Origin of the sequence: Blautia sp. HCN-1074 (assembly GCF_037890165.1) — a bacterium.
GTDB lineage: Bacteria > Bacillota > Clostridia > Lachnospirales > Lachnospiraceae > Blautia_A.
The window spans coordinates 110,646-131,675 of sequence record NZ_JBBKBP010000010.1 but is presented as its reverse complement, the minus strand read 5'-3'; the positions used below and the strand labels follow the sequence as shown (position 1 = coordinate 131,675).

The window sequence follows — 21,030 nt, the reverse complement described above, 5'->3', positions numbered from 1 at the left end:
CATTCTGTAAACATATGTTCTTTTTTTAACAAAAAAATTGCGCGTCTAACTCATCACTGAAGTAACGAGAATGCGACGCGCGGTCATTCAACTTTCTCTTAGCGCCTCTTCTCTTGAAGAATTCAGAGATAATATGTAACATTTCTTTACAAGTCAAAACTGGAAACAAACTTAAGTAAATAAAAAATGTTTCCAGTTTTCCCTTTCTCATATTTATTTAAAAATATATAAATCACAACATTTTTATAAAATTCTACGCTCATCTCGAGCAAAGTTTCTCATTAACTATCAATTTATAGAAGCAAAAGAACTCTTTTTAATACCCTTCCCATCCATTATATTGTTTTTTATAAACCTCTGTGCTACAATGCCTGCAGATATCTTCAAAACAATGCTTTTACATTTATAATCACTCGAAAGGAATCAAAAAATGGAATTATTAAATGGACGTCCTGCCACTAACGTTGGACGATTAGAAAAAGAAATACGTGTTTACGATTTATTAGACTCTCTTGGTATCTCCTATGGCCGGATAGATCACGAGGCAGCAATGACTATTGAAGCATGCCAGGATATAGACGCATTATTCGGAACACATATGTGCAAGAACCTCTTCCTGTGCAACAGACAGGAGACAGACTTCTATCTCCTGCTGATGCCAGGAGACAAGAAATTTAAAACAAAAGAACTCTCCTCTCAGATAAACACCGCCCGGCTCTCCTTTGCTAACGAGAAATATATGGAAGAATTACTGGATATCACTCCGGGTTCTGTAAGCGTTATGGGACTGATGAACGACAAGGACAATAAGGTACAACTCCTGATTGATGAAGATCTTTTGAACCAGGCTTATCTTGGCTGCCATCCATGTATCAACACTTCCAGCCTCCGTATAAAGACAGATGATATTTTAAATGTATTTCTCCCTGCCGTTCATCATCAGGCACGTTATGTGAAATTACTTGGGGAATAATCTATCAAAAAACTGCCTGATAAAAATTACCAAGATTATCCTTCCTGTCATATACACAGACAAAGAAAAACTGCTATATCAAACATTTCCTGATATATGTTTCTTTGAATAACAAGCCAAATATATCATTCTTGTTTCTATAGCAGTTTTTAGTTCGTCCCTGTCTTTATATTCTTTCGGTAACTCTCGAAATATTTTTTATTCTATTACTTTATACACAACAGTTCCAAATGCAGGAAGTGTACATCTTCCTGTTGCTTCTGTTTTATCATAAAGTGCGATCATTGGTTTCTGAAGTGTATATTCAATCTTTTCAGCCTGGTAGTTTAATACAAAAATGTATTTCTCTCCATCCTTCTCACGCATAATCACTTCCGCTGTTTCCGGAGCTTCAATATATTCTTTAAATGGCTCTTTAATCTTCAGATAATCAAACAATGCTTCAGTATTTTCCTTATTGAAAGTTGCACCCAGATGGAGTACCTGTCCTTTGCCAACTGCATGGCAGGTAAGCGCAGAATTTCCTTCATAATAACTGTTTCCATAGACGGCCAGTGTTTTTGTGCCTTCCAGCGGTGTAATGATATCATTAAATACTGGCATTGGTATTTTCTTATCGCTAAACTCTGCAAATACCTCGTCTTCTGCAGGACTTGTAAATGTAAAATCACGTACATCTGTACCGGTAAGTTCTGCCAGCAGCCCCGGCTGTGGAAGCATCACACATTTACCATTCATATCTTTATAACCTGAACGGCATCCGATAACCAATGTTCCGCCCTGCTCAATATATTCTTTCAAAAGTTTCACGCGTTCTTCACTGATCAGAACCGGATGTGCATAAAACAGTACCGGATATTTCGTCAGATCTGTAAGTTCACTGTCCTCCTGCAGATATACAATGTCATATGGTGTATGTGTCAACTGAGCAGCTTTAAAGATTCCCTGTTCGCTTGCTCCTGCTACTCTGTTATGCCATACATCTACAGAAGTATCCCATTCATTATCATAATCCTTAACGATTGCAAATGCTGCTTTATATTCTGAATTGCATACACCGTCAATTGCTTTTAACTTCTTATAGAAATCCTGAACCTCTCTGTATTTACGATTCTCGCGATTATCATAATCCAAAATTCCATGCCAGTAGATTTCTGTACCAAATGTACAGGTTCTCCAGCGGAAGAAAGAAATATAATCAGCACCATGAGCTACACTCTGCATTGCCCAGAGAGTTAACTGTCCCGGACGCGGAGACGGTGCTTCCATTCTGGTTGTCCAGCCATTTCCACCGGACTGCTGTTCCATAATTCCAAAATGAGGGCAAATAGAACGTATCTCTGCGAGATTATGAGACCATTTACGATCATTCAGATCATCACTGTGCAGCGGATCACGATCCAGACCAAATGCAAAATCCGGATAAGAATCATAACAATAAACATCAAGAGACTCTTTCTCCATTTTATGATTGTCGAGATTCCAGAATTTACCATTTGTTGTGATATAGTCTCCCGGTTTTACATATTTTTTGATAATCTCTGCCTGCATTTTACAGAAATGACGGGCACTCTCTGAAATAAATCTGATATAATCCAGATGCTGATGAGGATTAATTCCCCGAGTTAAAACCGGGCGCAGAACATAAATCTGATCCCATGCTGTATAAGTCTGATTCCAGAAGGTAGTTCCCCATGCTTCATTTAATTTCTCCAGAGTTCCATACTGTTTTCTGAGAAATTCACGAAACGCAACAGAATCTGCCTCTGAATAAAACTCATCCACTTCACAGTTGATTTCATTATCAATCTGCCATCCCACGATTGCCGGATGTTTCGCATAATGAGCAGCTTCTCTCTCCACAACCCTTGCACAAAGTCTCTGATAAACCGGTGAGTTATAATTATAATGTCTTCTTCCTCCATGTCTGAGAAGCACACCATCTTTCCGTGCATTTAAGACTTCCGGATATTTCTCTGTCAGCCATGCAGGAGGAGTTGCTGTAGGTGTTCCGAAGATAACTTTCATCTGCTTTTCACTGCATAGGTCCAGAAATTCATCAAAGAAATCATAGGTAAAAACACCTTCCTCCGGCTCTACTTTGCTCCATGCAAACTCTGCAATACGGATCACAGAAATTCCGGTCTTCTTCATTCTGTCAAGATCATCTGCCCAGAGTTTCTTATCCCAGTGTTCCGGATAATAACAGGTTCCCATTGTCAGTTCGTTCCATTTGTAGTTCTGTTTTGCATTCATTGTCATGTCCTCCACTAAACATTTATGTTTCATTCAGAGTATGATTGCCAGGTACCTGCATTACAGGAATCCTGAAAGTCACCTCTGTTCCTTCTCCCGCTACACTTGTCACATGAAATTCACATGCTTCTCCATATAGCAAATTCAACCTTCGATATACATTACTCAATCCAATACTGCTTTTTTTGTTTTTATCACTATAATTCTGAATGACCTGTTTTAACTGCTCTTCATCCATGCCTTTTCCATTATCCGTCAGATTAAACTGAAGATATTTGTTATTACATAGCTGAATGTTGATCCACAGGATTCCTTTTTCAATCTGTTCTTCCAGACCATGTACAATACTGTTTTCTATAACCGGCTGAATGATAAAGCTTGGTATATAGAAATTCAGCACTTCATCAGGAATATTATGTCTGATCTCTATTTTGTCTCCAAACCTGTATTTTTGGATAAATAAATAGTTATCTACAACCTCCATTTCCTGTTTTACCGTATAATAGTCTTCCCTTTTGATACTTGCCCGGAGAAATTTTCCCAGAGCAACTGCCAGATCCGTTATTTCACTGTTTCCATTTGAAAAACCAAGCCAGCTTATCGTATCCAGGCAGTTATACAGAAAATGAGGGTTGATCTGCATTTTCAGAAATTCAATCTCAGCCTCTCTGTTTGCAATTTCCAGCGTATAATTCTTCTCTATCAGATTCTGTACCTTATCCGCCATCTGGTTATAAACCATACCAATCTGGCTGATCTCATCCTGACTTTCCACCTTGAATCGGGAATCAAAGTTTCCTTCCTGATATGCAGTCATACTATCTACCAGTTTCTTTGTCGGTTTTACCATAACTCTGGCAGCATATCTCATTATTATCAGAGAAACCAAAAGCACGATTCCAAACGTAATAAGTACACTCACCAGTGCAATTCCTATATTCTTCCACAACTGTCCCACATTGATAGTGGAAACCAGAAGCCATCCATTATTCACATACTGATATGTAAAATAGCTATTCTCTCCTGTACTGGGATCCTTGACAATTTTTACATTCTTAAAGTCTCTCGTTTCCAGTGGAAAAGAATTTCCACACATATTTTTCTCACTGGATACGATAATGTCCATATCATTATTCAAAAGGTAAAAACGATTTTTATACGTGCTGGGAACAGATTGAAGTTTTTCACTGAAATATGAATTTTTACACTCAATAATCATATATCCGATAGGTTTAAAATCATCAACACTTAGAATGGCACGATATAACCCAATCATTCCATTTTCTTCATCGTCTGCCCACAGTGTCCCTCCATTTTGGTCATAGATTTTTTCTTTTGTAATATCATCTGCTTTGATTCTTTTACCAGAGGTTCCTATTACAATTTCCACATTATCCAGAGAAAAAATCCTGGCCGAAACAATTCCCGAGACATTAAAAACACTTCCTCGGATTTCACTGGAAATCGCTGCTTTTTCAGTTTGAAAGGATGTATTTTCCGGATTCACCAGTGTCTGATAATTGATTTCTTTTAAGTTCTTTTGCACACTGTTATTGATCAGAATCGACACAGAGAGCTGATCAATCTGGCTGATTCTTTCTTCCAATCCTGTTTCTGCTGCTACAGTAACATCGTTCATATGTGATCTTGCCTGTGAGTTATAAACACTGGAAAAACGAATTCCGAAAACAACCAGCAGAACAACACATGAGACAAACATTAACAGCATATAGACTTTAAAAATCTTATTCATCAAACTTCCATTTGTTTTTAAAACACCAGTTTGTTTTAATTTATCGCGCCTTCTCATATCACTTTCCATTTCCTGATTTACTATTCAGTATTTCATAAAGTCCCGGGAAATTTTCACCATTTTCATTTCTATAATTTGACGGCGTACATCCAAATGTTTTCTTAAACAATTGTGAAAAATAATGCTGGTCATTAAATCCTGTTTTTTCACACACATCGCTTATCTTTTCACCTGTTTTAAGAAGACTCGCAGCACACATCAGACGAATCCCGTTTAGAATATCCACAAAAGTATAGCCTGTTTCTTTCTTAATCTTACGTGAAATATAACTCTCTGAAAAATGATACTTCTCAGCCAGATCTGCCAAAGAAATATTCTGCTCATAATTCTGCGCGATATCAGTCAGAATCGATTTGATTGCACCGGATGACTGTACAAAAAGACTGTTTACCTGCGATACCGCATCATGCTTTTCCCCAAATTCATCCTTCTGGCTTAATAACTTCTGTTCAAATCTTTTCTGTTCCAGACGGTGCATAACGTTATGCATTGTTTCCATCAGTTCATTTGGAGAAACCGGTTTAAGCAGATATTCATATACACCATATCGCATTGCCGATCTTGCATATTCGAATTCTGAAAATCCAGATAAAAGTACAACGGCCACATCCATAGACCGTTCTTTCACCATCTGCGCCAGTTCCAGTCCACTGAAACCGGGCATTCTGATATCAAAAATAACCAGATCTATCGATGTGCTCAACAAAAGTTCTTTCGCTTCTACTCCATTTGCAACCGAATACACATCTGTAATTCCTATTGATTTCCAGTCAAGACTCAGCAGTCCCCTGCGAATTACAGCCTCATCATCTGCAATCAACAAATTCATAACATTACCACCTTTTCCTGATTCAAAGAATCACTGCCCCATATAAGAAGCAGCGATTTCTTTTTCTGAATCATATCATCCTTTTACAGCACCTGCAACCATACCTTCCATAATTTGCTTATGTAATAAAATATAAACTACAATGCTAGGAATAATTGTAATAATAACTGCCGCGATCATACCTACATAGTCTGTAGAATACATCGCCTGGAAGTTGGTAAGTCCTACCGGCAGCGTCATTTTTGAACTGTCCGTGAGGAAAATTCTCGGCAACAGAAGATCATTCCACACATTGATAAACTGAACGACTGCAACTGTTACAACTGAAGATTTTGCTATTGGCAGGATAATCTTAAAGAAACACTGAAATACCGTACATCCGTCAATAATTGCTGCCTCTTCAAGTTCTGTCGGAATACTTCTCATAAATCCGCAGATAATGAAAATGGCCATCGGAAATCCTACAGCAATCTGCGGAATAATAACAGCAAGATGTGTATCCAGAAGCCCCATCCCCTTAAAAATAGAGAACAGAGGAATTACCAGAGCATAAATAGGAATCATCATTCCTAAAAGGAAAATACTATGTGTAAGGTTTGCAAGCTTCCAATGCATTCTGGCAATTGCATAAGATGCCATTGTTGCAAGGATTACAGTAACCAGAACCACAGAAACAGCAATAATAACTGAGTTTCCAAAGTATCTGAATACACCACCTTTTACAACTGCATTTACATAGTTTGTCATTGACCACTGTTCCGGTAATCCCCATGTATTCGTATACAATTCAGCATTCGTTTTAAATGATGCCAAAAACAGCCATACAAGAGGGTAGACACAAAGAATCGTAAACCCGATCAGCAATACATATTTAATAACGAGCCATATATTTTCTGAGGCACTTCTCTTCATTTTCCAACACCTCCTACACTGTTTCGTCTGTCTTGAATACTCTGTTGGAAATTCCTACAGATAATATACACAGTAACATTAAGACAACACCGATTGCACTGGCGTATCCATAATTCAGAATATTAAATGACTGATAATACATATATGTAGACATAACCTCTGTTGCATGGTTTGGTCCACCTGAAGTCATAACAGCAACCAGATCGTAATATTTCAGAGAACCTGTAATAATCAGAACCGCGTCAATTTTCAGGATTGGTTTGATAAGCGGAAATGTGATGTACTTAAACTGCTGCCAGCCCGTAGCACCATCAATCTCAGCAGCCTCATAGAAAGAAGAATCAATATTTCTCATTGCAGCCAGCTGAATTACCATATGATAACCAACATACTGCCACATGATAACAATAATGATACAAAGCATTGCTGTCTCTTTGTTAGCCAGCCACATCTGCTGCAGACCGCCAAGTCCGATTGCCTTTAAGAATCCATTCAAAAGACCATAGTTACCATTGTAAACGAATGTCCATGTAAGACCAACTGCTACGCCACAGATTACACATGGAAGGAAAAATACAGTCTGGAAAAATGATGCACCTTTGATTTTTTTGAAGATTGCATTACCAAAGAACATTGCTAATGGCATATGTGCCACCAAAGATCCAACAACCATCAGAATATTATTTCCAAATGCATGTTTAAATGTTTTATCACTGAAAAGACTCAGATAATTTTTGATTCCTACAAAATTCATCTTTGACATCAGGTCTGTATCAAATAATGAAAGATACACATTATAAAAGATAGGAGCTAATGCAAAGATTGCATAAATAATAAATGCAGGCAATACAAAAAGTGCTATGGTTTTCTTATTACCCATTACTTTATTCATAGACAACTCTCCCTTTTAACAAGCGAAACCCGATGTAAAATCTCAGGTTCCGCCAGTTTATTTAACAATCTGTTTATTTACTCTTGCTTTCTGCATAAGACTGCAGGGTATCAAATGCTTCCTGCACATCATCACCGTTTGCAATTCCAATTGTTGTATTGTTAAATTCATTTCCAAGATCAGTATCTACACGGTCAAACCATGGTGTCTGTACCTTTACATCTCCCAGAAGATTTATGAAATCTGCACACAGCGGTGTTAATTTTGAATTGTCGATATCAAAGTTTGTACTTGGGGTACGTCCATAATCATAAAGTAATAAAGAAGTTGATTCTTCGTTTGTCATATATTTTAACAGCGCTACTGCAGCATCTACATTCTTGCAGTTCTTAGTAATCGCATAAGAAGTATCAACAGAACCAACTTCTACACCTGCATATTCTTCATTTACTGCCGGCATTAAGAAGCAACTAATATTTTCTGCTTCTGCAGCATTCTCTTTCTTATCCAGATTGGAGATTTCCCAACATCCGTTGAAGTACATCGCTGTCTGTCCATTTGCAAATTGTAACTGTGCCTCTTCTCTTGATACTCCGGTAAATCCATCTTCGAAATATCCTTTATTAACTTCTTCCTGGAACAGTTTACCAGCTTCAACCATACCTTCATCGTTCCATTTTCCTGTGCCGTCTTTTATAGAGTTGAATAGATCCTCGCCTTTAATTCCATCACTCAGCTGCTGGATATACTGAGATACAAGCCATGCATCATCCGCTGTAGAAGCTAATGCAACAGGTGTAACTCCATTTTCTTTTAATGTGTCGCATATCTGCACATACTCATCATATGTAGTCGGAACTTCAAGACCATATTTATCAAAAATTGCTTTGTTATAATACATGATAGCTGTACTCTGCTGAGTTGGGATTGCATATACTTCGCCATCATATGTTAAAGGATCTAAAATACCTCCATTGAAACTATTTTTCCAGTCCTCGTCTTCATCCAGATATTTCTGAATGCTGATGACCTTATCACCATTTACAAAGTTTTCAAGATATCCAAGTGGCCATGTAAAGATAATATCTGGTTCAGAGTCAGAAGCCATCATTGTTGTCAGTTTTGTCTTATAGTCAGCGTTGGTTATGTTCTGAATTTCTACCTTTACTCCATACTCGTTGGACTCATTAAATCCATCAACGATCTTACGGTATCCTTCCATAAATGCATCTGAATCAGAACCGTTCATCATAATAGTCATTGTTTCTGAACTGCTGTCTGCTTTTGAGTCTGAAGAATCAGAACTTCCACCATTGCTTCCACAGCCGGTAAGCATACTTGCAGCCATTGCACCGATCAGTAAACACACTGTAAATTTTTTCATCTTATTTCTTTCCTCCCTGATTGTGATATTTGTATATATCTCTGTGTTTTCTATAAGAATATTTTATCAATTTTCACCTTCATTTAAAGAAAGAATTATGTCCTTTTTGTTTGTTTTTTTGTCATTCATTTGTTAATTTTTTGTCTTTTATAGTTTTTGCACAATATAATATCAATATTTAAAGGCAATATAAAACACAGGAATATCTATAAGAAAAATCTCCCTGTGTTTTACATTACCTATATCTTATGCTTCTTCAACAATTTTTATATTCCATGGTGAAACCGTGATGCTTTCTCCATCCTGTACAGATTCTCCTGATAACAACTCTGTACCATTTTTGCCATAATAAGAAACTTTCTGTTCTTCTGCGGAATAGTTCAGGATATATCTGACACATTTTCCCAGATCGTTGGTTCCTTTTCTTACGATCACCGGCCATCTGTATTCCGGAAGCTCTACCTCAACGCTCCTAAGTGCTTCTGTGATCACTGCTTTTAAAGTGTTGTCATCTGTCATGCAACCAATGTAGATGGCAGTTCCTTTTTCATAATGATTCTTTGTGATTGCTGCGTATTCCTTCCAATTATAATGGTCATAGGATGCAAGTACCTCTGCTTCCTGCGGCATTAATAATTCCATAAATACTTTAGCTGTTGCAGGCACATCTGTATTTTCTTCAGTCTCAATAATTTCTTTTGTTTCGTTTTTCTTATCTGCTTCATCTGCACCACTTTCTCGGATAATACTTCCAGTCAGTCCGACATTCTTCGGGAAGGTAAACTGCTGATAGTTGATTCCGAAGCAGTTACTTAAAATATGCGGCTGCATTTCATGACTTACCTTAATATTCTCATTCGCAAATGCCGTCTTAAATGTTGCCACCAACGTACCACCATCTGCCACATACTGTTTCAGTCTTTCCAGAAGTTCATCTGGTGCTGCATAGAGTGCCGGGACAAAAATTGCTTTATACTGTTCCAGATTATCAGATTCCGGCCATACGAAGTCACACTCAATATTCATCTGATACAGTGCATCATAAATCCAGCGCACAACATCATTATATCCAATGCCATTATTTCCTGCCGCAGTTGCCTCGATTCCGAACCACTTGAGAGCCGTTAATGCCTCATTACTTACAAGGATAGCAACATCATTTTTCTTCTTCAGATTCACCAGATGACTTCCGATTTCTAAGAATTCCTTACCCATAATACATGCTTCGCGATATGGCGCATTCTCCTGCATGTCATGACTGAGAAGTCCCTTCCAGTATGTCTCAAAAGAATTATGAATAGAATGCCAATGCCAGTACATTACGCTGTTAGAACCACTTGCAAGGTGACTATAACCCTGAAGTCTGAGCTGTCCCTTGTACGGAGTCCATCCTGGATAACCCTGAGCTTCTGTTTCCAGAACAAGATAGTTATCTCTCTTTAAAGAACGTGTCATATCACCGCCAAATGCAATCTCTGCCCCTGTCAGATCATCCTGTGTTGGATGATAAATATCTGTGCCTGCAATCGTCAGTGCCTTCGCTGCATGGTAATGGTTTACATCAGGCTGTACTCCATAGGAATATCCCCGCCATTCAAAGTCAAAATTATGAGTAATAAACTGATCCTCTCTGCGGTATTCATTTACGATATCTGCCTGCCAGCTTAAGAATTCGTCCACCAGCATTCTCTGGAACTTTTCAAATTCAGCTCCGAGGCTTCCATTGATCGTTCCTCTCACATCAGGGAAATCTTCCCATGCATTGATACGGTTACTCCAGTAATCCAGACCAAATTCATGATTCATGGCATCCAGATCATTATTAAATTTCCTGCGGAGATATTTCACAAATTTCTCCTGCACATTCTTTCCGGCTGTTCCGTAGTATTTGGTTTCATTGTCTACCTGAAAACCAATAACGCATTTTCTGTGTGCGGTACACTCCATTAATTTACGGATCACACGCTCTGCATAGAAACGATATACCGGATGAGTGATGTCCATGATCTGACGGGCTCCGTAAATACCTCTGCCCTTTACAGTCTCTGCCATTACATCCGGATGAGACTTCACCATCCATGTAGGAATCGCATAAGTAGGAGTTCCAATGATGACATTGATTCCTGCCTCTTCCATTGTGTCCATTACACGTTCTACATGAGAAAAGTCAAACGTACCCTCCTGCGGCTCACAGGTACTCCATGTAGACTCCGCAATTCTCACTGTATTGATTCCTGCTTTTTTCATCATTGCAACATCCTGCTGCAGACGGTCATATGGCATATATTCATCATAATATGCCGCTCCGAAAAGAAGTTCCTTCATTATAATAATATCCTCCTGTTAATATCTGTCCAATTAGCTGTTGATTTCTTATGAACTTTATATTAACCAAGCCGTGCGGATTATTCTATCATCTATTTTAGGTGAATATCATTTATTTTTGTTCTTTCCATTTTCCATATTTCTTTCTGTATCTGGCAGGTGTCATTCCTGTCTGCTGACGGAAAATATTTCCAAAGTAACTTTGAGAACAAAAAGACAGATAACTGGCAATTTCTTTTACTTCATAATCAGAATAACGAAGCATATTTTCCGCAAGGCGTATTTTCTCTTTACGGATATACTGCTGTATAGTAGTCCCCTCAACCTTATGAAAAAGATCCGATAAATAGCTTGTATTTACCCCTATTTTCTGTCCGATCTCTCCTATAACGATATCACTGTGGAGATTCTGATAAATATAATTCTTTGTCCGCTCAACCAGCTCATTTTTCTGCTGATTCTTATGAATTTCCGCCACACATTCTGCAAATTCGTATTCTGCCTGACGCATCATGGAATCGATTTTTACTGCATTATTCATATCCTCGATCTTCATAATGTAACCATCCACCATGGAAAAAGCCTCTTCCGGAATCATTCCCCCGCTGATGGCTGCACGGGATGCAAGTGCGATAACACAGATGGCAATATTCTTCGCCTGGCGGACTTGATTTTTGGCAAGCTGTCCTACTTCTCCACGATAAGTTTCAGCCAGACTACGGTTAAGCATTTCCACATCTCCATGACGGATACTATCCAATTCACGCACTTCCTGATCATAAGGATTATGCGGAAGCTCCTGCTCCTGATGCTCGAAAATAACACTGGAAATCTGCCCTTTCACCTCTATAATATCTGTTTCCCGGATTCCATTCTTCTGCCAGAGATCATTAATCGTCAGTTCTTTTCCTGTTATCATGTGATAGAGCATCAGAATTCCTGAGCCAAACACTTTAAGCTCACAAAACGACAGACGAAAGCCCGTCTCATCACTGATATGGTGATGCTGCATCAGATAATGTTCTGAATCTTTTGTATACTTTTCAGTGCTGACAGGACCAACCACAATTTTTGCAAAATGCTTTTTTTCATCTAAACGGCTTCCACTTTTCGATTCATTATTTGTCTCGTTTTGAATCTCACCACTTTCTAATGGAATAACAGCATAAAGAATCGTATCCTTCTCATAGAAAAGATCTGGGTAATCTTTTTTTTCACGATTATGAACAGCAGATAGAAATTCCGAATTTGTAAATAAAGGATTGTACTGCGCCGCCATGTCCCCATAACAGGCTTCTATTGCACCTGATTTATTGATACAGGTAATATTGCCATGCAGAATACGCACCATCTGTTCGCAAATATATTCAAGATTCATGTTTTTCTCCCTAAAGCGTGCAAATTGCAGAAATGATTTGTCTAACACGCCCTAAACTATAATCGCTTTAGTCTACTAACTTTTTATCTTTTCTGTTGGATATTATAGCATGTATAATCATCTTGAATAAAGACTTATCCTGCTTTTTGTAAAAACATTCGAAAACACTTATCTTCTTGGTGATATATTCAGTAATACACAAAAGAAACCACAAGCAATCAGTGCTCATGGTTTCTTAAATTTATCTGTATTATTTTAATTTTCTTCCATTTCGCGTAAATACCGGAATCTGTGAAAGAGGAGCATCAACTTCTATTACCTGTCCACCTTCATAAATTTCTTCTGTATCAAAATTTGTCCACTGAGAGCCCTCTGGAAGATATATGGTACGTTTTCTCATATCAGCATAAGTAACCGGTGCTACCAGAACATCTGGGCCAAACATATACTGATCTTCTATCTCCCAGCATTTTGAATCTTTTGGAAAATCATAGAACAAAGGTCTCATAACCGGAGTGCCTTTCTCATGCGCTGCCTCCATTAATTCTGTAATATATGGTTTCATACTTTCACGTAATGCCAGATACTTCTTGCAGATTTCATATGCCTCTTCACCAAAAGACCATACCTCATTATCAGCTCCGGAAACACAGGCTGCCCCACCTTCCTTTCCCATAGGCTCCTTTAGAGGTTCACGATAGCCATGAAGTCTCATAACCGGACAGAAAGTTCCATATTCAAACCACCTTACCAGAAGTTCCTGAAATTTTGGATCTTTTGGATCACCACCATGGAATCCGCCAATATCTGTAGTCCACCACGGAATTCCGGCAAGACCCATATTTAGTCCTGCTGCTAACTGATTTCTCAGACTTGAAAAACTAGAATGAATGTCTCCGGACCATACCAGTGCTCCATACTTTTGAGAACCAGCCCACGCACATCTCAACAGGTTAATAATATTTTCCTGTCCCTCTGCTTTCATTCCGTCAAAAAATGTTTTTGCATATAATGCCGGATAAATATTTCCAACCTGTACATTTGGTCCCATATGATAACGATAATTATCAAAATCATATACACTATATTCTGGTTCTGCTTCATCAAGCCAGAATACTTTTATCCCTTTATCATAATAATTCTTTTTCGCTTTCTGCCATACATATTCTCTTGCGGCCGGATTGGTAGCATCATAATGTACCGTATTTCCCTGGAAATCCATAACAATACGAAAACCTCTATCTGTACGAATCAGATATCCTTTTTCTTTCATCTCCTGGAAATTCTCGCTTCTATAATCTACTGTCGGCCAGATAGATACCATAAGCTCAATTCCCATTTCTTTTAATTCCTGAATCATCGCATCCGGATCTGGCCAATATTTTTCATCAAATTTCCAGTCGCCCTGTAATGGCCAATGAAAATAGTCAATAACAATAACAGAGATAGGAAGGCCTCTTTTCTTGTACTCTCTTGCTACATTAAGAAGTTCATCCTGAGTCTGATAACGAAGTTTGCACTGCCAGAATCCCATAGCATAATCTGGCATCATAGGTACAGTTCCTGTTACCGATGCATATGCCTCTTCAATTTCTGCCGGTGAATCACCTGCTGTAATCCAGTAATCCAGAACTTTTGTAGAATATGCCTCCCAAGTTGTAATATTCTTTCCAAACATTACTCGTCCTACACCAGGATTATTCCATAGAAATCCATATCCCAGAGAAGAAACAGCAAATGGAACACTTGCCTGAGAATTTCTCTGTGCCAATTCCAGATCTGTTCCTTTCAGATTCAGATATGGCTGCTGATATTGACCCATTCCATAAATTTTCTCTTCCGGATTAGATACAAATCTCATAGAAAGATGATAATCTCCACCAAGAATTGGCTTAAACTCTCTTGCTTCAATATCCAAAGCGCTACAATAATCAGCAAACACATCAAGACGATTTCTAAGATATTCATCTAAAAGAATTTCATCTTTTGAATTGTAAATAGTCAATTTTCCATAAGAAGAAATCACGGCTTTTATTTTTCCATTAATAATAGAAGCTCTTTTTTCTTCAATCTGAATCTTCGGAACAATATCCTCTACCGGCATTTCTAATGCCCAGTTTTCCTTTGGCATTTCTGCCAGTTTAGTTGCCCGGATACGGAAGCTGTTCGCTCCCCATGGCTGAATCCAAAGTTCCTCTGCATCATAATGAAATTTCAGGCAATTATTTTCAGTTCTAAACACGTCCATTATTTGTCCTCCTAGATTAATTTATCAACCCTTTACGGATCCGCTTGTCATACCTTCTACAATATGTTTCTGCATAGTCAGGAATATAATACAGCATGGCAGAATCAAGAGTACGCCATAAGCCATAATACTGTTCCATTTAGTTCCATACTGGTTCATGTATGTATAAATTGCTGATGTCATAGGTCTCATTGTATCTTTTGTATTAAATGTCATTGAGTAAACCAAATCATTCCATCCAAATACAAAGCTGAAACATGCTGCCGTAATAACTGTAGGTTTGCTAATCGGAATACATATTCTGAAAAATACTCCAAGAGAGGTACAACCATCAATTTTAGCTGCATCCTCCAGTTCCTTAGGCATACTCAGGAAACCTGGCCTTAACATCAAAACTACAAACGGAATAGAAATAGTAGCTGTAGATAAAATTGGAGCTAAATAAGAATTCAGCAGTCCCAGTTTTGAAAAAATCAAAAACAGTGGTGTCAATACAAGTGATGCAGGAAGCATCTGTGTTACCAGAAAAACAAGTACGAAAAGTTTCATTCCTTTTACTTTATATCTTGCCAGCCCATAAGCTGCAGGTACTGATAATACTAAAGACAGAATCATAGAGCCTAATGCAATGATGACAGAGTTTTTTAATGTAACACTAAGATTTCCAATCAGGTCTTTATATGCCGTAATTGTAAATTTCTTCGGCCAAAGTGTAGGTACACTTGAAAAGATCTCACTGTCAATCTTAAAAGAATTGACTATGATCCAATATAATGGAAACAAAAATATGCATGCAATAATTACAGCCAGAATACTCAGAAGAATATTTTTCTGCTTATCTCTTAAATGTATTTTTCTCATAATGAGCTCCTTTCTTCTGTTTATATAGTTTCGTCTTTTGAAATAGTTTTTAAATATATCAATGCAACAATAAACAGGCAGATAAACAATACATTTGCTGCAGCTGCACCTTCTCCGAAATGGAATGTCTGGAAAGACAGTTTGTAGGAATATGTGGATAATACTTCTGTCGCATCTACCGGTCCGCCTCCAGTCATAACATATACCAAGTCAAATACTTTGAAGGTAAGTACGAATCCCAGAATCAGTACTGACATAATTGTTGGTTTTAAAAGAGGAATCGTGATTTTAAAGAATTTCTGTACTGATGTTGCTCCATCAATTGATGCAGCCTCATAAACATCGCCTGGAATATTATTTAATCCAGTTGTAAGGAGCAGCATATTAAACGGAATACCAACCCATGAATTGGCAATGATCAGAACCACCATTGCTGTATTACCTTTTAACAGCCATCCTATCGGACTTTTAATAAGGTGAAGGTTCATTAAAATAGTGTTAATAATTCCACTGTTTTCTCCAAACATGAATTTAAACACAAGTGCAGTAACCGTAACCGGAAGCATCCAACTGATAACGATAAACCCTCTTATTGGTTTTGCTAATGTGAATTTTTTTACAAAAAACATTGCCAGCAGGAATCCCAGTGAAAACTGGATTACCAGACATCCGATTGTATATACAAATGTATGAAGCACTGATTTACGGAATGTTACATCCGAAAAAATCGCCTTAAAATTATCAAGCCCTACAAAATCTCTTGCCGCACTTGCCAGTGTCGTCGCCGTTACATCCTGTAAACTGATAATCCAGTTATATACAATAGGATATCCTATAAAGATCAGCATATAAATAACTGCAGGAAGAATAAAAAAATAACCTATCCGTCTCTCCCTTTTTTCGCTCTTACTGTTCATCTGGCTCCTCCTTTTTACAATTTTGAGCATAAAAATCCCATCACATCACAATTAATATTGTATATGCGATGGGATTCTCTGATTTTTTATTAATTTATTTGTTTATTTATCAAGAGCATCAATTTTTGCCTGAGCATCGCTCATAGCTGTATCTACATCTTTCTGACCAGAAAGTACTTCCTGTTCTGCTGAATAGATAGCTTCAGAGATTTCTGGCCATACAGGTGAAGGACCTCTGGATTCTGCAGTAGGAAGAATCTCAGCAAAAGTAGCATTTAATGGATCATCTTTGTACATTTCCTGTACATCTACATCTGCTCTTGGTGAATAACGTCCAATCGCTTCACAGATTTTTGCCGACTCTTCTTTACTGGTAATCCATGTAAGGAATTTCCAGCTTGCTTCTACATTAGCGCCTTTACAGATAGCTACGTTCTCTCCACCAAGTACAGAAGCATAATCTCCATCATCTGCTTTCGGAACTTTAGCCACTCCATATTCCAGATCCGGAGCATCATCAGAAAGTCCTGAGAACTGCCACGGTCCGTTAATCATCATAGCTGCCTGTCCTGATGCAAACTGTTTCTCTGCATCTGCCTGTGTCCAGTTAATACATTCTTTGCTGATATATCCTTTATCCATTAAGTCTTTCAGGTAAGTCATAGATTCTTTGGACTCATCACTTGTAAGATTATCCACGCTTCCACCTGCTGAAAGAAGCCATGGCATATACTGGAAAGTTCCCTCTTCATTTCCAATTGCAGAAATTGCAAGACCTTTACAAGTATCTGTTGTCAGTTTTTCACATGCTGCCTCTAACTCTGACCATGTTGTAGGTACTTCTACTCCTGCCTCTTCCAACATAGATTTATTGTAGAAAAGTCCCAGACAGTTATTTCCCCAAGGTAATCCATAAAGTTTATCGTCATAATAACAGGAGTTAATGGATCCTTCCATAAAATCTGCTTCATCCCATGAATTGTACAGATCCGTAATATCCTCAAATACTCCCATGGATGCATAAGAAGCATGATCCGGGTTATCTACCATTCCACAATCTGGAAGTTCTCCGGAAACTACACCTATGGTGTACTGTTTCATCAGTTCCTCTCTTGGAAGATACTGTGCCGTTACATGAACTTCATCCTGAGAATTATTAAATTCCTCAATTGCTTCATTTACGAACTTACCTTCTTTGTCTTCTGACATATAATGCCAGAAAGTAATCTCTGTAGGCTCTGCTGCCGATACCGTTCCTACATTTGTCAGACAACCCGCCATAAGCGCTGCGATTGCAACTACTGCAATTCTTTTTTTCATTTGTTACCCTCCTTAAATAATGTTCTGTTCTCTTTGTTTGTAATTGTAGTATAGCAGTCAGAAGCACTAAAAAAAATTCTATTTTTCTAAAAAAAGTGTAATTATTTTACAGTTTTCAAAGCAAACTGTTTGGCAGATACCCCCACATATTCTTTGAATACTTTAGAGAAGTATTTTTGATCCGGGTATCCCACAGCACAGGCAACTTCATATATCTTCATATCGGTACCAGTCAAAAGTTCTTTTGCTTTCTCCATTCTTACCTGTCGCAGATAATTTGAAAAAGTAATTCCGGTTTCTTTTGCAAAAAGATTTCCAAGGTACTCCGGAGTCATATGAAACTTTTCAGCTATAGCATCTAACTGCAGTTTCATTCCATACGACTCTTCTATCACATTAATCATTTCTCTAACAATATCCGAACAGTTTTCTCTGTTCAGTCCCTGTGTTATTTCTTTTTCCTCATTTAATTTGTTCAGCAATTCTTTCACGTCTGAAACAGATGCCGGTTTCAGCAGATAATCCATTACTCCTAATTGGATTCCCTGCTGTGCATACTCAAATTCTGCATAACCACTTAATATTACAAAATCACAGGATGCTCCCATTTCTTTTGCCTGACGTATCATAGATAATCCATCCATTTTCGGCATTTTTATATCTGTAATGACCACCTCAGGCTCCATATCACTGATCATTTTTAATCCTTCAAAACCATTTTCTGCTTCTCCTATGACTTTACATCCCATATCCAGTTTATTAATCAGAGTGGATAAGCCGTTTCTGATACGAAATTCATCTTCTACAATAATTATTTTCTTCATAATTTGCTCTTCTCCTATGCTACAATAATCCCCGGATCTTTTCTTGGAATAACAAGAATAAATTCTGTTCCACTTCCAAGTTTACTTTTGACCATAATATTAGCTTCTTCCTGATAGTAAATACGAAGTCTGTGAATTACATTACTAATACCAATACTTTCACTATTAAGTGCTCCATTTTCCCTAATTTCTTTTCGAATCCGTTCTAATGTCAATATGTCCATCCCGCATCCATTATCTCTGATGTGAATCTCGAGCTTTCCATCCTTTCTGACGCAGGCTTCTATATTAATCATTCCACCTTCTTTTACATTTTCAAATGCGTGAAGAATCGTATTTTCAATTATAGGTTGCAAAAGCATTTTATATACAGGAAACCCCATTGCATCTTCCGTTACATCATAAACACAATCAAAAGAATTCTGAAAACGATCTCTTTGAAGAAATACATATTTTTTAATCCAACTTATTTCTGCCTCCAGACAAACCATACTTTCAATGTTTGACACACTGTATCTTAAAAGGCTCCCTAATGTTGCCAGCATATCACTAATTTCTTCTTCATCATTTTCAATGGCACGCCAATTAATAGAATCCAACGTATTAAAAAGAAAATGCGGATTAATCTGTGCTTCTAATGCTTTAATTTCTGCATGTTTTTGACTGATTGCCGCTTCCTGAATCTCTATGTTTTTCTTTTCAAGCGTCTCTACCAGATGGTTAATACGTACTGTCATTTTGTTAAACTGACGTACAATCGTATACAACTCATCTTCTTTATTAACATCTACTTTAAGTTCTTCCGTTTGTTTTCCCTCATAATTTCGCAATCCCTGTGAAATTTTCTGGATATTTCCAATGTACCTTCCAAAAATTCCCCATACGAGTGCACAAACTATTACTACTACGATTACAACAATTATTATTACTGCCCATAAAGTATGATAAATATCTTCCCTGTAAATTGCTCTGTCAATAATATGTACAATTGACCACTGAGTAGACTGAATCGGATATTTCCGTATTTCCAATGTAGAAACATTTTTATAAATCTCCCCCAGATAAGAATCCAGACTTATATTAATAAATTTGTCCTTTGTTCCGGCAATAATTTTATTATAATCATCTATAATAACCGTTTCTACCCCTTTTACAGAACTCTCACTTTCACTATTGAACAACAGACAATTATCATCCAGTGCAATAATCAGAACTCCGCTCTGTTCCTGTGTTCTAAGATCACGTACAGGAAATCCCATAAGAATCGCCTGGTCATCTCTCACTTCTTCAATACCTATATTTACAGTAGCAATAAATGTTAATGCCTGATTGTTATTCACATCATCATAGATTTCCGTTCTTTTCTTAGATTCTGACCAGATACTGTCATACTGACTTCCATACCATCGAGAATAACTCACATATTTCCCACTGTCAGAAAGAAATACAGCTGCCCTGATCTGGTCATACGTATTAATACCATTACTTAAGATTTTCTTGATTTTCAGCTCATCAACAGAATCACTGATATTATACATTTTAGCAAGATTAATAAATTCTGAATCTGCAACCAGTTCATACATTACATTTTCATAATTCTCCATTCTTTCCTGCACAATGATTTCATGCTGTTGTGCATTTTCATTCAATATATTATATGCACTGTCCAAAATCCTCTGATAATATACTCCGGTAATTATCAATGCAATCAAAAGCATAGGTATTATTGTCAGTACCAGATAAATTGTTATAATTTTCCTTTGAAAGCTATGAGGATTACCAACAAAACGTTCCAGATAATTTTTCATTATTTGTATCATTCCTTTTAAATATTGTATAACAATCTGTAGATTATAAGTTATCTATGCATCAACATTTATTTATATCAATTTATAAAATTGTCTCTTTCCGAAAGACTAATAAATTATAACATAATTTATACCGAAATAAATATATATAGTTTCATCATAGCACAAAGAAACTTATAGTGTTACTGAGAGCATAGTAAACAGTAACGTTATAGTTTAAATTCCCACAGAAATTTGCCTACAACAAAAAAACTGCTAGCAGACTATGTACTAACAGTTTTTTCAGTTAC

General features: G+C 37.4%; 15 protein-coding genes. 1 reads left to right on the top strand and 14 read right to left on the bottom strand.

Annotated features, from left to right (window positions below):
• Nucleotides 1-430: 430 nt before the first annotated feature.
• Nucleotides 431-973 (top strand): prolyl-tRNA synthetase associated domain-containing protein, encoded by a 543-nt coding sequence (locus WKT11_RS10635; protein WP_340284230.1) that lies wholly within the window; start codon nt 431-433, stop codon nt 971-973.
• Nucleotides 974-1,171: 198 nt separating this feature from the next.
• On the opposite strand, the gene WKT11_RS10630 is transcribed toward WKT11_RS10635, so the two are convergent.
• From WKT11_RS10630 to WKT11_RS10565, 14 genes are all read right to left on the bottom strand, one after another.
• Nucleotides 1,172-3,229, bottom strand: a complete 2,058-nt coding sequence (locus WKT11_RS10630) for a beta-galactosidase (RefSeq protein ID WP_340284228.1) — start codon at nt 3,227-3,229, stop codon at nt 1,172-1,174.
• A gap of 22 nt (nt 3,230-3,251) precedes the next feature.
• Nucleotides 3,252-4,982 (bottom strand): sensor histidine kinase, encoded by a 1,731-nt coding sequence (locus WKT11_RS10625; protein WP_196002264.1) that lies wholly within the window; start codon nt 4,980-4,982, stop codon nt 3,252-3,254.
• A 58-nt stretch (nt 4,983-5,040) separates the two neighbouring features.
• On the bottom strand, nt 5,041-5,871 hold the full coding sequence (locus tag WKT11_RS10620; protein WP_118408581.1) for a response regulator transcription factor: 831 nt from the start codon (nt 5,869-5,871) through the stop codon (nt 5,041-5,043).
• A gap of 75 nt (nt 5,872-5,946) precedes the next feature.
• Nucleotides 5,947-6,783: a carbohydrate ABC transporter permease gene (locus WKT11_RS10615; RefSeq protein WP_118408579.1), complete on the bottom strand. Its 837-nt coding sequence runs from the start codon at nt 6,781-6,783 to the stop codon at nt 5,947-5,949.
• A 13-nt stretch (nt 6,784-6,796) separates the two neighbouring features.
• On the bottom strand, nt 6,797-7,675 hold the full coding sequence (locus WKT11_RS10610) for a carbohydrate ABC transporter permease (RefSeq protein ID WP_008705221.1): 879 nt from the start codon (nt 7,673-7,675) through the stop codon (nt 6,797-6,799).
• Nucleotides 7,676-7,748: 73 nt separating this feature from the next.
• On the bottom strand, nt 7,749-9,059 hold the full coding sequence (locus WKT11_RS10605; protein ID WP_118408577.1) for an ABC transporter substrate-binding protein: 1,311 nt from the start codon (nt 9,057-9,059) through the stop codon (nt 7,749-7,751).
• 246 nt (nt 9,060-9,305) lie between these two features.
• Nucleotides 9,306-11,384: a beta-galactosidase gene (locus tag WKT11_RS10600; RefSeq protein ID WP_340284220.1), complete on the bottom strand. Its 2,079-nt coding sequence runs from the start codon at nt 11,382-11,384 to the stop codon at nt 9,306-9,308.
• 112 nt (nt 11,385-11,496) lie between these two features.
• On the bottom strand, nt 11,497-12,762 hold the full coding sequence (locus WKT11_RS10595; RefSeq protein ID WP_118408573.1) for a helix-turn-helix domain-containing protein: 1,266 nt from the start codon (nt 12,760-12,762) through the stop codon (nt 11,497-11,499).
• A 250-nt stretch (nt 12,763-13,012) separates the two neighbouring features.
• A complete protein-coding gene (locus WKT11_RS10590) occupies nt 13,013-15,010 on the bottom strand; it encodes a glycoside hydrolase family 31 protein (protein ID WP_008705225.1) in 1,998 nt (665 codons plus the stop codon).
• Between the two features lie 24 nt (nt 15,011-15,034).
• Nucleotides 15,035-15,871, bottom strand: a complete 837-nt coding sequence (locus tag WKT11_RS10585; protein ID WP_008705227.1) for a carbohydrate ABC transporter permease — start codon at nt 15,869-15,871, stop codon at nt 15,035-15,037.
• A 20-nt stretch (nt 15,872-15,891) separates the two neighbouring features.
• The gene (locus tag WKT11_RS10580) at nt 15,892-16,788 is read right to left on the bottom strand and encodes a carbohydrate ABC transporter permease (protein WP_118408569.1); all 897 of its coding nucleotides are present in this window, start codon (nt 16,786-16,788) and stop codon (nt 15,892-15,894) included.
• A 102-nt stretch (nt 16,789-16,890) separates the two neighbouring features.
• The gene (locus WKT11_RS10575; protein WP_118408567.1) at nt 16,891-18,108 is read right to left on the bottom strand and encodes an ABC transporter substrate-binding protein; all 1,218 of its coding nucleotides are present in this window, start codon (nt 18,106-18,108) and stop codon (nt 16,891-16,893) included.
• A 101-nt stretch (nt 18,109-18,209) separates the two neighbouring features.
• Complete coding sequence (locus WKT11_RS10570) at nt 18,210-18,932, bottom strand: response regulator transcription factor (protein ID WP_173721376.1); 723 nt, start codon at nt 18,930-18,932, stop codon at nt 18,210-18,212.
• A gap of 14 nt (nt 18,933-18,946) precedes the next feature.
• The gene (locus WKT11_RS10565; RefSeq protein WP_340284212.1) at nt 18,947-20,740 is read right to left on the bottom strand and encodes a sensor histidine kinase; all 1,794 of its coding nucleotides are present in this window, start codon (nt 20,738-20,740) and stop codon (nt 18,947-18,949) included.
• Nucleotides 20,741-21,030 lie beyond the last annotated feature (290 nt).